General features: G+C 72.6%; 9 protein-coding genes and 1 pseudogene. 5 read left to right on the top strand and 5 right to left on the bottom strand.

Translation table 11 applies throughout. The features are described 5' to 3' along the window. Positions 1-104 precede the first annotated feature (104 nt). Positions 105-347: a DUF397 domain-containing protein gene (locus ABT381_RS23205; protein WP_031064166.1), complete on the top strand. Its 243-nt coding sequence runs from the start codon at positions 105-107 to the stop codon at positions 345-347. A 25-nt stretch (positions 348-372) separates the two neighbouring features. Here ABT381_RS23205 and ABT381_RS23200 read toward each other — a convergent pair whose 3' ends face one another. Both ABT381_RS23200 and ABT381_RS23195 read right to left on the bottom strand, forming a co-directional pair. Then, complete coding sequence (locus ABT381_RS23200) at positions 373-1,095, bottom strand: leucine-rich repeat domain-containing protein (RefSeq protein ID WP_351597535.1); 723 nt, start codon at positions 1,093-1,095, stop codon at positions 373-375. Between the two features lie 10 nt (positions 1,096-1,105). Continuing rightward, entirely contained in the window at positions 1,106-2,305 is a 1,200-nt protein-coding gene (locus ABT381_RS23195) for an isoafricanol synthase (RefSeq protein ID WP_351597532.1), read from the bottom strand. Between the two features lie 280 nt (positions 2,306-2,585). On the opposite strand from ABT381_RS23195, the pseudogene ABT381_RS23190 reads away from it, so the two are divergent. The 3 genes and pseudogenes from ABT381_RS23190 (at position 2,586) to ABT381_RS23180 (ending at position 8,705) form a co-directional block, all read left to right on the top strand. Next, a pseudogene (locus ABT381_RS23190) lies at positions 2,586-5,525 on the top strand (ATP-binding protein). 110 nt (positions 5,526-5,635) lie between these two features. Further along, a complete protein-coding gene (locus ABT381_RS23185) occupies positions 5,636-6,133 on the top strand; it encodes a glycosyltransferase family protein (protein WP_030250687.1) in 498 nt (165 codons plus the stop codon). 148 nt (positions 6,134-6,281) lie between these two features. After that, the gene (locus ABT381_RS23180; RefSeq protein ID WP_467754686.1) at positions 6,282-8,705 is read left to right on the top strand and encodes a glycoside hydrolase family 95 protein; all 2,424 of its coding nucleotides are present in this window, start codon (positions 6,282-6,284) and stop codon (positions 8,703-8,705) included. Between the two features lie 29 nt (positions 8,706-8,734). Here ABT381_RS23180 and ABT381_RS23175 read toward each other — a convergent pair whose 3' ends face one another. The 3 genes from ABT381_RS23175 to ABT381_RS23165 form a co-directional block, all read right to left on the bottom strand. Then, positions 8,735-9,946, bottom strand: a complete 1,212-nt coding sequence (locus ABT381_RS23175) for an RNA polymerase sigma factor (protein ID WP_351597529.1) — start codon at positions 9,944-9,946, stop codon at positions 8,735-8,737. Next, positions 9,943-10,314 carry a YciI family protein gene (locus ABT381_RS23170; protein WP_351597526.1) on the bottom strand — a complete coding sequence of 124 codons (372 nt, stop codon included), beginning with the start codon at positions 10,312-10,314 and terminating at the stop codon, positions 9,943-9,945. Before ABT381_RS23170 ends, ABT381_RS23175 begins: the two co-directional genes overlap by 4 nt. 128 nt (positions 10,315-10,442) lie before the next feature. Further along, positions 10,443-11,486, bottom strand: a complete 1,044-nt coding sequence (locus ABT381_RS23165) for a LacI family DNA-binding transcriptional regulator (RefSeq protein WP_351597523.1) — start codon at positions 11,484-11,486, stop codon at positions 10,443-10,445. A 397-nt stretch (positions 11,487-11,883) separates the two neighbouring features. On the opposite strand from ABT381_RS23165, the gene ABT381_RS23160 reads away from it, so the two are divergent. Further along, entirely contained in the window at positions 11,884-13,188 is a 1,305-nt protein-coding gene (locus ABT381_RS23160) for an ABC transporter substrate-binding protein (RefSeq protein WP_351597521.1), read from the top strand. Positions 13,189-13,278 lie beyond the last annotated feature (90 nt).

Here is a 13,278-nt window from a genome sequence, read left to right as displayed (position 1 = left end):
GGTACGGGCGCGAGACGGGCGCGCCGTCGCGGCCTGTCGGTGGCCGGGCGCGGTGGCTAGGCTGGCACGGACCGACGGAGCCGACCGGGTGAGGAGCGGGAAACGTGGCCGAAAGCACCACCGCCGAGCAGCGGATCACCGGCGAGAAGCAGCCCGAACTGGATCTCACGCACGCCCAGTGGCAGCCCAGCGGGCAGGGCATGGGCGACGTCCAGATCGCCTTCGTCGACGGCTTCATTGCCATGCGGGACCGGCGCAGCCCCAATGGCCCGGCCGTCGTCTTCGGACCCGGCGAGTGGCGCGGCTTCGTCCGCCGCGCCCGCGACGGCGAGTTCGATCTGACCTGACCACGGTCATCCGGCCTGTCGGCGGTCAGGCGAGGACCACACACCCGCGTGCCCGCAGCACGCGCAGCGCCGGCGCGCCGTCGTCGACGGCGTTCCAGCGCAGGTCCAGCTTCTCCAGTGCCGGCCATTCCGGCAGCCAGTGGGGGAGCGTGCGGATCCGGTTGCCGCGCAGGTCCAGCCGGCGCAGCAGCGGCAGCCCGCGCAGTGCTGCGGGGACGTCGCCCAGCGCGTTCTCGCGCAGTTCCAGTTCGCGCAGCTCCCGGAGGCCGGCGAAGGTGCCGGGCAGCGCGGTGAGGTGATTGCCGCGCAGCCACAACTCCCGCAGCCGGGCGAGCCGGCCGAGCGCGGGCGGCAGGGCGGTCAGCGCGCAGCGCTGGGCCCGCAGCTCGTGCAGGCCCGCCAGCCCGCCCAGCGCGTCCGGGAGGCGGCGCAGCGGGTTGTCGCCGACGTTGAGGTAACCGAGACGGGTCAGCTCGCCGAGGGCCGCGGGCAGTTCGGTGAGCCGGTTGTCGTGGACGTACAGACAGCGGGACAGGCCGGTGAGCCCGCCGAGCGCGGCGGGCAGCCGGGTGAGCGCGTTGTGACCGAGGTCGAGGGTGTGCAGCGTGGTGAGCTCGCCGATCCGGTCGGGGAGGTCGGTGAGGGCGTTGTCGGCGAGGATCAGCACCCGCGGCCCCGGCGACGCCTCCCACACCTCCTCCGGTACGGAACCCAGCCCGGCCTTCCAGTAGTTGTACTCGTCGGACACAGAGGGTGCCTTAACGTTCGTGCTGTCGGGGCACCGGCACTCCCGGGCCCGCGGCCGGTGCTCCCGGGCCCGCGGCCGGTGTTCCCGGGCCCGCGGCCGGTACTCCTGGGTCGGCGGCCGGTACTCCTGGGTCGGCGGCCGGTACTCCTGGGTCGGCGGCCGTGAAGAGGTCGGCCCACGGGCGGCTGCGTACCGCGGCGGTGCCGCTGTCGTCGTAGCGCGGGGTCTCCCGCGACCACACGAGGTTACCGCTGATCAGATGCCGCATGCTCGCGACGTAGTGCGCCACGTGGTCGTGCACGGCGGAGGGCATGCCCAGCTCCTTGAGCGTCGCGGGCAGGACCGAGGTGAGCTCCTGGAACTGGTCCACGCGCGCGCTCGCCGTACGGGCGATCCGGCGCACCGCCTGGTCCAGCGTGCAGCCGGTCGAACGGTGCAGGATGATCACGCTGTTGTTGACGTCGCCGGCCGCCAGCTCCTTGTCCACGGACACGATGTCGTTGACGAAGATGACCGCTTCGGCGGTGAGCCGGCGCAGCTCCGCCAGGGGTGGTCGGCCGTGCAGCTCGCGTGGCAGGACGTAACCGCCGCAGCGCTCCGCGAAGTCCAGGCACGGCTGCACCCCTATGGAGTCCCGCCGCCCCTTGAGGTACTGCTCCAGCGGCAGTACCCCCTTACGGGTACGATTCTGCGCCTCCCAGTGGTACGCGGAGAGGTACCGCTCCCAGTGGCCCTTGAAGCGCAGCTGCCAGGCGCGCGGCGCGCCGTCGGTGATCCGCTGCCAGATGTCGCGGTAACCGGCCACCAGGGGACTGTCGGGCTCTTCGGGCAGCAGGTCCGGCGCGTCGTCCATCGTGCGCACCACCCGGTCCACGAAGTGCGCCACCGCCTCCGGGCATTGCCCCAGCGGGCCGTCGAACTGGTCGTCGAAGAGGAAGAACCAGGCGTTGAAGTCCGTGGCCAGGGCCAGCTCGGCGGCGTCGGCGTCGGGGTAGAAGTACGCCATGAGCCGGTCCAGCCGCAGCGCGTCGTACTCGGCGGTCGCCGCCTCCCCGCAGAGCATGCCGTACCCGTGCAGCCAGCCGAGCGTGTGCCGGCGGGCCGCCTCCACCCCGGGGTTGAGCCGGGCCTGGAACGGGATGCTGAGGGGCGCCGTACGCCGGGGGACGGGCGGCAGCGGGGCCGCCTCCGCGATGATCGGGTCGTTCATGGTCCGCCTCCTTTGCCGCTGCGCCCCGTGACGCAGCCAGGGGAGCCTGGGGCTCCTGCAACTACGAGTCAAGAAGGGAGCAGGTTTATCGGTCAATGAGTTCGTGCACGACGCCCGCTCGCGCCACCCGCGCAGGCGGAGGACCGCACGCCGTGCGCCGCCGCGGACGGCGCGGAATCGTGCGGTGCGCTCCAGCGGTCCATGGTCGAAAGTCGCTGAGGACGGTTCCCGGAGCCCCCGTCAGCGCTAGGCTCATCGCTGTATGCAGGAGGGGAAGGTCATGGCGGAGATGATCGGGCGATCGGGCCGGGTGCGCAGGCCGATGCTCGAGCGCGAGACGGAACTGAGCGCGCTGGACGGTATGTTGACCGACCTGTGCGGCTCGGGTGACGGCGCCGAGGGCGTGCGTACGGGCGGCCTGCTCGCCTTCGCCGGGCCGCCGGGCATGGGCAAGACCGCGCTGATCACCGAGGCCCGCCGGCGCGCCGTCGCGCGCGGCTGCACGGTGCTCCTCGCCCGCGGCGGCGAGCAGGAGCAGGAGGTGGCCTTCCACGTCGTACGCCAGCTGGTGCAGCCGGTGTTCGCCGCCGAGTCCCCCGAAGAGCACCGCCGCATCCTCGGCAGTTAGTACGACATCGTCGCGCCCGCCGTCGGGCTGGTCGCCGCCGACGGTGACGCCTCGCCCGACCCGCAGGGCGTCCGGGACGGCCTGGACTGGGTCGTCACCCGCTTCGCCGTGCACTTCTCGCCCGTCGTCCTCATCCTCGACGACGCGCACTGGGCCGACCCCGAATCCCTCGCCTGGCTCACCGCGTTCGCCGCCCGCGCGGAAGAGCTGCCCATACTGATCGTCGTCGGGTACCGCCCCGACGAGCTGCCGGCCGGCGCCGGCCCGCTGCGCCGGATCGCCGAGCGCAGCGGCTCCCGCCCCTTCGAGCTGACTCCGCTCACCCCCACCGCCGTCCGGCGCGTGGTGAACCACATGGTCGGGGAGGGCGCCGACGAGGCGTTCTGCCGCGAGTGCTGGGCCGTCACGGGCGGCAATCCGTACGAGGTCGTCGAGCTGAGCGCCAAGATCCGCGAGCGCGGCATCAAGCCGCAGCAGGCCAACGTCTCCCAGCTGCGCGAGCTGATCACCGCCATCAAGGACAGCGGCCTCGTCGAGCGCCTGGAGCGGCTCGGGACCGCGGCCGTCCGCTTCGCCTGGGCCGCCGCCGTGCTCGGTACGGAGGTCTCGCCGACGCTCGCCGCCAACGTCGCGGGCCTCGGCGCCGTGCAGGCCGCCGACGTCCTCGACCAGCTGCGCGAAGCGCGCATCCTCGCCCCGGCCCGCAAGTCCGACAACGGCAACCTCCGCTTCTTCCACCCGCTCGTCGCCAGCGCCGTCTACCAGGCCATCCCCGGCGCCCTGCGGGTCGCCCTGCACGGCCAGGCGGCCGCCGCGGTCGTGGACGCCGGCCTGGGCGCCACCGCCGCCGCCCGCCACCTGCTGGAAATGCACCCCGAGCACGACGACTGGGTCGTGCAGCGCCTGCGGGAGGCCGCCGCCGAGTACTTCAGGGCCGGGGCGCCGGACGCCGCCCGCCGCTGCCTGGCCCGTGCGCTGCGCGAACCGCCCTCGCTCCAGGACCGCGCCCGCGTCCTGTTCGAGCTGGGCTGCTCCTCCCTGCTCAGCGAGCCGGCCACCACCGTGAACCACCTCCGTGCGGCCCTGGAGGAGCACGAGCTGGAGCCCGAGCTGCGGGAGACGATCACGTACAAGCTGGCGCAGGCCCTCGCCCACAGCGACCGCCTGGGGGAGGCCGCCCAGGTCGTCGCCGGCGAGGTCCAGCGCGCGACGAACGCGCGCACCCGGCTGCGCATGCAGGCCGAGCAGTTCATGTACAACGCGTTCCGCGCCGACGAGCAGGACTCGCCGGCCCGCTCCCGGCTGCTGGCCAAGCTCGCCGACCACGTCACCGGGCGCGGCATGGCAGAGCGGTACATCCTCGGGCTGCGCGCCTGGGACGCCATGGTGCGCGGCGAGAGCGCGCAGACGGCGCTGCACTACGCCGAGGAGGCCCTCGGCGACGGGCTGCCGTGGACCGACGAGGACTGGGGCTTCGAGGTGCCCGTCATCGTCGCGCTCACCTTCATGTACTGCGACCAGCCCGGCCGCGCCGAGGAGCTGTTCCACCAGGGCATCGCCGAGTGCGAGCGCAAGGGCTGGCGCGGCGCCCACCTCTCCTTCGGGTACACCCTCCTCGGCTACATCCGCTACCGCCGCGGCCGGCTCGCCGAGGCCGAGGACCTGGTGCACGGCGGCCTGCGCATCGCGCACCGGGTGGGCCAGCGGGTGCCCGCCCAGTGGTTCGCCATCGGCATCCTCATCGAGATCCTGCTCGCGCGCGGCCGCGTGGACGAGGCCCAGGAGCTGGCCGACACGTACAGCTACGGCGAGGTCGTCCCGAACGCCGTCGTCTACCCCGACTCGCAGACCGTCTACAGCGAGCTGCTGCTCGCCCGCGGCCTGCACCGCGACGCGGAGCACCAGCTCACGGCCGTCGGCAGGCGCCTGGAGCCGCGCGCCATGCGCAACCCCGCCTGGTGCCCCTGGCGGCTCCACCTCGCCCGCGCGATCACCCTCACCGACCGGCCCAGGGCGCTCGCCCTCGCCGACGAAGCGCTGCAGCGCGCCCAGGACTTCGGTACGGAGTCCGCCATCGGACAGGCGCTGTTCTGCAAGGCCGGCGTGGTCGGCGGCGCGGAGGGCATGAAGCTGCTGGCCGAGGCGGTCCGCCACTTCGAGCGCTCGCCCTCCGCCTACGAGCTGGCCCAGGCGCTCGTCGAGCACGGCGCCGCGCTGCGCCGCGCCGGCCTGCCGCAGGACGCCGCCGACCGGCTCTACCGCGGTCTGGACGGCGCCCTGCACTGCGGCGCCGAGTCGCTGGTGGCGCGCGCCCGCGACGAGCTGTCCGCCGCCGGGCTGCGCCCCCTCCAGCTGCGCAGCTCCGGTACGGACACGCTCACCGCCCAGGAGCGGGCGGTGGCCGAGTGGGTCGTGCAGGGCTGGCCCAAGGACCGCATCGCCGTGGAGCTGGGCACGCAGCTCCCGGACGTCAGCCGGCTGCTGTCCGGTGTCTACCGCAAGATGGGCACGGACCGTAACGGCCTGGCCCGGCTGCTGGGGAGCGACGGCGTGGCCGCCGTCATGCGGCCGCCCGCCGCGCCGGAGGTGTGACGGGCGGCCCTGCGGCTTCCGGCCGCACGGCTTCCGGCCCTACGGCTTCCGGCCGGTCGGCGGCGCGGTACCGCAGGAGGGTGGCCGCGCGGGGCACGTACGATGGCTGTATGTCGTTCCTCCGCCGCCGTAGCGCCGCGCCCGCAGGGCCCGATTTCGATGTGCTCGCCATGGACCCCGGTGACTGGCCGGGCAATCTCGGCGCCGGACTGCTGCCCGCCCCCGACGGCAGCTGCCAGGGCGTCTTCCTGCGGTACGACCTCTTCGGCGGCCGCGGCCCCGCGATGATCATCGGTAACCTCCCGGAGGGCTCCCCGGCGCGCGAGCTCGGCGAGGGCGAGGTGCCCTTCGAGGTGGCGCAGCTGCTGGACGCGCTGGAGCACGACGAGGAGGTCACGGTCGTGGAGACCGAGGACCTCCCGGTCATGCACGACGACAACCTGCTGATCGTCAAGCGGATCAAGTGCTCCGAGGGCCGCGTCTCCTGCGTGCAGTTCGACCGGAGCGACGGCGTGCTGGTCACGATCGCGAGCTGGGACCGCCCGATCACCGACGACCTGTACGCGCTGCTGAAGCCGCTGCCGGCGGAGATGTTCCAGCAGGGCTGAGCGACGCAGGACTGCGCAGGGCCGCGTGCGGTAGGGCAGCCTGGCGGCCGCGGTTCCGTACGACCTCTTGTCGCCCTAGACATCGGACCTATAGCATCGGCGGCGCCCTGCCGGGGTGAGTCGTTCACGGGATCGCCGGGAGCCGCCGATGCGTACCGAAGTGGGCCGAAGAACCGCAGTACTGGGCGCCGTTGGGGTGGGCGGCGCGCTCGCCCTGGGGGTGGGACCGGGCGCCGAGGCACGCGGGCGATCCGCAGAAGCGGCGCCCGAGCCCTCCGATGAATACCTGCTCTGGTACGACCGTCCCGCCGATGACTGGGAGCGCGAGGCGCTGCCCCTCGGCAACGGCGCGCTCGGCGCCATGGTCTTCGGCACCGTCGCGAGCGAGCGGCTCCAGTTCAACGAGAAGACGCTGTGGACCGGCGGCCCCGGCTCCCCGGGCTACGACGCCGGCAACTGGCACAGCCCGCGCCCCGACGCCCTCGACCGGGTGCGGCGGCTGATCGACGACGAGGGCAGCGCCGACCCCGAGCGGGTCGCGGAGCTGCTGGGCCTGCCGAAGACCGGCTACGGCGCGTACCAGACGTTCGGCGACCTCCACCTCGACATCCCGGACGCGCCCGCCGCCCCGGCGGAGTACCGCCGCGACCTGGACCTGCGCTCCGCCGTGGCCGGTGTGCGCTACCGGAGCGGCACCACCACCCACCGCCGCGCGTACTTCGCCTCGCATCCCGCCGGCGTCCTCGTCGGCCGCGTCACCGCCGACCGCCCCGGCGCCATCGGCTGCACCGTGCGCACCACCTCGCCCCGCGACGACCGCACGGTCACCGCGCGGGACGGCCGGATCACCGTACGGGGCGCCCTCCAGGACAACGGCCTGGTATTCGAAGCGCAGCTGCGCGTGCTGGCCGAGGGCGGCACGGTACGGGACAACGCCGACGGCACGGTCACGGTGTCCGGCGCCGACACCCTGTGGTTCGTGCTCGCGGCCGGCACCGACTACGCCGACCGGCACCCGCACTACCGCGGCGCCGACCCGCACGACCGGATCACCCGGGCCGTCGACGCCGCGGTTGCCACGGGCTATGACCGGCTGCTCGCGGCCCATCTCCGCGACCACCGGCGGCTGTTCGACCGTGTCGCGCTCGACATCGGCCAGCGGATGCCGGCCGGCGTCCCGACCGACCGCCTGCTCGCCGCCTACACCGGCGGCACGAGCCCAGCCGACCGCGCCCTGGAAGCCCTGTACTTCGCGTACGGCCGCTACCTCCTCATCGCCTCCTCGCGCCGCGGCTCGCTGCCCGCCAACCTCCAGGGCGTATGGAACGACTCCACCACCCCGCCCTGGTCGGCGGACTACCACACCAACATCAACCTCCAGATGAACTACTGGCCCGTGCACGCGGCGGGCCTCGCCGAGGCCGCCGAGCCCCTGGAGCGCTTCGTCACGGCGCTGCGGCCGCCCGGCGCGGTCTCCGCGAAGGAGATGTTCGGGGCCCGCGGCTGGGTGGTGCACAACGAGACCAATCCGTACGGGTTCACCGGCGTGCACGACTGGGCCACCGCCTTCTGGTTCCCCGAGGCCGCCGCCTGGCTCGCGCACCAGCTCTACGACCACTACCGCTTCACCCGCGACCCCGGCTACCTGCGCCGCACCGCCTACCCGGCGCTGAAGGAGGCCGCGCTCTTCTGGCTGGACACCCTGCACACCGACCCGCGCGACGGCACCCTGGTCGTCTCGCCCAGTTACTCGCCCGAGCACGGCGCGTTCACCGCGGGCGCCGCCATCTCCCAGCAGATCGTCCGCGACCTGTTCGTCAACACACTGGAGGCGGCCCGTCTTACGGGTGACGACGCGGCGTTCCGTACGGAGCTGCAGCGGGCGCTGGACAGGCTGGACCCGGGGCTGCGCATCGGCTCCTGGGGCCAGCTGCAGGAGTGGAAGGCCGACCTGGACGACCCGGAGGACACCCACCGGCACGTCTCGCACCTCTTCGCGCTGCACCCGGGGCGGGGGATCGAACCCGGCAGTAAGTGGGCGGAGGCGGCGAAGGTCTCGCTGCGGGCGCGGGGCGACGGCGGCACCGGCTGGTCCAAGGCATGGAAGATCAATTTCTGGGCGCGGCTGCGCGACGGCGACCACGCCCACACCATGCTCACCCAGCTGCTGACCTCCTCCACACTGCCCAACCTCTGGGACACCCACCCGCCGTTCCAGATCGACGGCAACTTCGGCGCCACCGCCGGGATCACCGAGCTGCTGCTGCAGAGCCACCTCGACGCGATCGAAATACTCCCCGCCCTCCCGGCCCGCTGGCCCGACGGCTCGGTCACCGGCCTCCGGACGCGCGGCGACACGGCCGTGGACCTCACATGGTCGAACGGCGCCGCACGACGGCTGGTACTACACGCGGGCCGCGACGGCGAACTCCGGCTACGCGGCGCGCTGTTCACCCGCCCGTACGCCGTACGCGACCTGACGACGAACAAGGACCACGCACCCCGCACGGAGGAGGGCACGGCCCTCCTCGCGGCCCGTGGCGGTCACTCGTACGAGATCACTCCGGCGTAGCGCGCACCTCGCGGTGCTGGCAACGGAACCTATGCTTTCACCCTGCCGGCCCGGTACTCCAAGTAGCGTTGCTCGGCGATGCTGGCGGTGGACTTCGCGGCGCGCCGGTAGTGCTCGTACGCCCCGGCCGTGTCGCCGGTCTTCTCCAGCAGATGCGCCCGTACGGACAGCAGCCGGTGATGCCCGGCCATCCGCGCGTCCCCGTCCAAGGTGGCCAGCAGGGCCAGCCCGGCCCGTGGGCCCTCGGTCTCGGAGAGCGCGATCGCCCGGTTGAGGGTGACCATCGGGTTGGGTGCGATCCGTTCCAGGATCAGGTAGAGGGCGTGCACCTGCGGCCAGTTGGTCTCCTCGGCCGTGGCCGCGTCGGCGTGCGTGGCGGCGATGGCGGCCTGCAGCTGGTAAGGCCCCAGCGCCGGGCCGGCCAGCGACGCCTTGACCAGCTCTATGCCGTCGTCGATCAGCTCGCGGTCCCACTTCGTACGGTCCTGCTCGTCCAGCGGCACCAGGTCGCCGGCCGCCGTCGTACGTGCCGCACGGCGGGCGTGGGTCAGCAGCATCAGCGCGAGCAGCCCGGTCACCTCGCCGTCCTCGGGCAGCTGTGCGTGCACCATCCTGACCAGCCGGATCGCCTCGTGCGCGAGGTCGGCGCGGTGCAGCTCACTGCCCGAGGACGCGGTGTAACCCTCGTTGAAGATCAGGTAGAGCACGTGCAGGACGACCCGTAGCCGCTCCTCGCGCTCCGCGCCGTCCGGCAGGCTGAACGAGCTGCCGGCGGCCTTGACGCGCTGTTTGGCCCGGCTGATCCTGGCCGCCATCGTGGCTTCCGGCACGAGGAACGCGCGGGCGATCTCGGCAGTGCTCAGGCCGCCGACCGCCCGCAGCGTCAGGGCGGTCTGGGAGGCCGCCGTCAGCGTCGGATGGCAGCACAGGAACAGCAGGACGAGTGTGTCGTCGGTGTCCGGTACGTCCTCGGGCACCACCTCGGTGGCCGCCGCCGACTCCCGCTCGCGGCGCGCGTGGTCGCTCCGCATCTGGTCGATGAGGCGCCGGGACGCGACCGTCACCAGCCAGCCGCGCGGATTGCCCGGCACTCCCTCGGCCGGCCACTGCACGGTGGCGGCGAGGACGGCCTCCTGTACGGCGTCCTCGCACCCTTCGAACTGCTGGTGCCGGCGTACCAACGTGCCGAGGACCTGCGGCGTGAGTTCACGCAGCAGGTCCTCGAAGTCCGGTGCTGTCATGCCTCCAATTGTCCGTCGGCGAACATCACCTGCCGCACCTCGACTCCCAGCCCCTCGATCGCGGTGTCCGGGATCCGCGCCGCCAGCTCGATCGCCCGCTCCTTGTTCTCGCAGTCGATCAGGTAGAAGCCGCCCAGGTACTCCTTGGCCTCCAGGAAAGGTCCGTCGGTCACCACGGGCTGGCCGTTGCGCACGGACACCACAGCGGCCTGTGACGGGTCGACCAGTGCCTGCGTGGTGATCAGCTCGCCGGACTCCTTCAGCGCCTGGATGAACCTGCCGTGGCCGTCGCCGATCGCCGCCTTCTCCTCGTCCGTCAATGCGTCCAGTACGGCCGGGTTGATGTGCAGGCTGATCAGGAACTGCATCTCGTACTCCTCGTGATTCGCGAGCCCCGGCTGGGCCCTTCGCCGGTTGGTCGGAGCCGCCGCCGTCTTCTTGACACCCGCCAGGACTTTCGCACGAGTTTTTCGCCGGCGGACGGCCCCAGCGGGCCCTAGGGGCCCTCCACCCCAACCGGCGGCGGTGCCGTGGTCGCTCGCGGGATCAGTCGCGTCGGCAGGACGACGTGGCGGGACTGGTCCGTTTCCGGGTCGTTGATGAGGGCGCGGGCCAGCTCGCCTGCTGCTCGGCCGATCTCTTCCGGGGACTGGGCGATCGTGGTCAGGTCGGACCACTCGGCCATTTGGTGGTCGTCGAAGCCCAGTACGGAGATCCGTTCGGGCACGTCGATGCGGGACCTGCGCAGCGTCCAGAGCACCGAGACGGCGACCTCGTCCTGCTCGGCGAAGATCGCGGTGGGCGGCTCGCGCAGGCTCAGCAGCCGGCCGACCGCCTCGGCGGTGCGGCGCTTGTGCCCGGGCGGCGTGGCCACCACCAGCTCGTCGTCCCACGGCACGCCCGCCTCGGTCAGCGCCTGCCGGTAACCGAGCAGCCGCTCGTGCGAGCTGAAGGTGAAGCCGCTGGCCCCGATGGTCTGCACGAACGCGATCCGGCGGTGCCCGAGGCCGAGCAGGTGCCGGGTGCCGCCGCGGGCCCCGGCCACGTCGTCCACGTACACGCTGGGCCGGCCCGCGGCGTGCTGGCTGATGTAGACGACCGGCACCTGGAGGTCGTCCAGGCGCGCGCTCTCCTCCTCGGAGAGGTCGAAGGAGAACACCAGCAGCGCGTCGGCGTTGCGCCGGGCCGGCAGTTGTTCGAAGAAGGCGGCCCGCTCTGCCATGTCGGGGGTGACGTAGACGAGCAGGTCCAGGCCGGCCGCGCGCAGTACGGGGCCGAGGCTGGAGAGCGCCGAGCCGATGAACCAGGAATTGAGCGTGGGCGCGAGCACGGCGACCACGCCCGTGCGCCCGGTGACCAGGCTGGACGCCTGCCGGGAGACCACGAAGTTCAGCTCGCGCGCGGCCTGTTCGACGCGGGCGCGCACGTCGGGCGAGACGGTCGACAGGCCGCGCATGGTGCGGGAGACGGTGGAGGCGGACACCCCGGCCCGCTGGGCGACGTCGGCCAGCGTGGGGTGGTGCCGCTGGGCTGGTGGCATGAGCGGACGGTAGCACTCGGCGCGCCGGTCCGGAACCGTTCCGAGACAGCGCTGTCATGAGGATGGTGTGACAACGCTGTCTCGGCGGTTCCGCGCGTCTTCATGTGCATCTTTAGCCGCCAAGTACTGGTGAAAACCGGGCATAGCGCCCCGATGCGACCGGGAAATTACCTCGACGTAACGCGTTGACTTCCCCCACGTGTGCTCCTAGCGTGCAAGCGTTGTTACAGAGTGACCGCCGTCACCTGCCGCTCGCGCACCCTTTTTTCTCCCAACGCCCGCGATACGGGCGTCTCTTGTCCTGCCTGCTCGGGATGCGGCTGACAGCGCAGTCACACGGTCGGCGCACCGCTCGGGACCCCGCGTCCCGGGCGGTGCCCAGCTGCCAGGAGAGACAGTGAAGACCAGGACCACCAGGGCAGTACGGAGCGCCTGCGCGGGGCTCGTCGGGCTCGCCGCCGTCACGGCCTGTGGCGCGCCCGGCGGTACGGCGCCCGCCGCGCGGGCCGGCGTATTCGAGGGCCGCGGCCCCATCACGTACGTCGCCGGCAAGGACCCCACCGGCACCGTGCAAGCGCTGCTCGACCGCTGGAACAAGCGCCACCCAGAGGAGAAGGTCACCTTCGTCCAGCTGCCCACCGACCCCGACGCGCAGCGCCAGCAGATGATCCAGAACGCCGAGATCAAGTCCGACGCGTTCACGGTGCTCTCCCTCGACGCCGTGTGGACCTCGGAGTTCGCCGCGCACCGCTGGGTCGACCGGCTGCCCGCCGACCGCTTCCCGCTGCGGCGGATGCTGCCGCCCATCGTGCGGACGGCGACCTACCGCGGCGGTCTGTACGCGGTCCCGGCCAGCTCCGACGGCGGGATGCTCTACTACCGCACCGACCTGCTCCGCAAGGCCGGCATCGAGGAACCGCCGGTCACCTGGGCCGAGATGAAGGCCGACTGCGCCGAGGTGAAGAAGCTCCCGGAGGCGCGCGGGATGTCCTGCTACGCCGGGCAGCTCCAGAAGTACGAAGGGCTCACCGTCAACTTCGCCGAGGCCGTCAATTCCGCGGGCGGCACCGTCACCGACGCGCAAGGCCGCCCGCACCTGGACACCCCGCAGGCCAGGGCGGGGCTGGACTTCCTCGTCGACGCCGTCCGGGACGGCACGGCCCCGAAGGAGGCCATCACGTACCAGGAGGAGGACGCCCGGCAGGCGTTCCAGGCCGGGAAGCTGATCTTCGAGCGGCAGTGGCCGTACATGTATCCGCTCGCCTCGAAGAAGGACGGCTCCAGCAAGGTCGCGGGGAAGTTCGGCGTCGCCCCGCTGCCCGGCCTCAAGGGCCCCGGCGCCTCCAGCCTCGGCGGCCACAACCTCGCCCTGACCGCCTCGGCGAAGAACAAGGCGACCGCGCTGGACTTCATGAAGTTCTTCACCAACGAACAGAACCAGCGGTTCTCGCTCAAGTACGCGCCCGCCGCGCCCACCTACGACTCCCTCTACCAGGACGCCGCCCTGGTCAAGACGTATCCCTACCTCCCCACCCTCAAGCAGTCGATCCTGCATGCCGTGCCGCGCCCGCGGGTCTTCCAGTACGGCGACGTGACCGCGGCCGTGCAGCGCGAGGCGTACGCCGCGCTGACCGGCGGGAAGACCAGCGCCCAGGCGCTCAAGGACCTCCAGCGGGCCCTGCGGCACCCCGCGGCCGAATAAGGAGCCAGCCCCTCATGGCCGACACCCAGACACCCGCCCGGCCGGCCCCGGCCGCCGTGCGCGCGAAGCCACCCGCCCCGCCCGCCCGGC

The sequence above is a fragment of the Streptomyces sp. NPDC000151 genome, from assembly GCF_040301705.1.
Taxonomy (GTDB): Bacteria; Actinomycetota; Actinomycetes; order Streptomycetales; family Streptomycetaceae; genus Streptomyces.
This window is presented reverse-complemented; position numbering and strand designations above follow the sequence as displayed.

What these genes read in the sequence shown, in the direction of transcription:
- ABT381_RS23195 (WP_351597532.1), bottom strand. Translation starts at nt 2,305, where the DNA reads ATGAACGACCCGATCATCGCGGAGGCGGCCCCGCTGCCGCCCGTCCCC.
- ABT381_RS23185 (WP_030250687.1), top strand. Translation starts at nt 5,636, where the DNA reads ATGTCGTTCCTCCGCCGCCGTAGCGCCGCGCCCGCAGGGCCCGATTTC.
- ABT381_RS23180 (WP_467754686.1), top strand. Translation starts at nt 6,282, where the DNA reads ATGCGTACCGAAGTGGGCCGAAGAACCGCAGTACTGGGCGCCGTTGGG.
- ABT381_RS23175 (WP_351597529.1), bottom strand. Translation starts at nt 9,946, where the DNA reads ATGACAGCACCGGACTTCGAGGACCTGCTGCGTGAACTCACGCCGCAG.
- ABT381_RS23170 (WP_351597526.1), bottom strand. Translation starts at nt 10,314, where the DNA reads ATGCAGTTCCTGATCAGCCTGCACATCAACCCGGCCGTACTGGACGCA.
- ABT381_RS23165 (WP_351597523.1), bottom strand. Translation starts at nt 11,486, where the DNA reads ATGCCACCAGCCCAGCGGCACCACCCCACGCTGGCCGACGTCGCCCAG.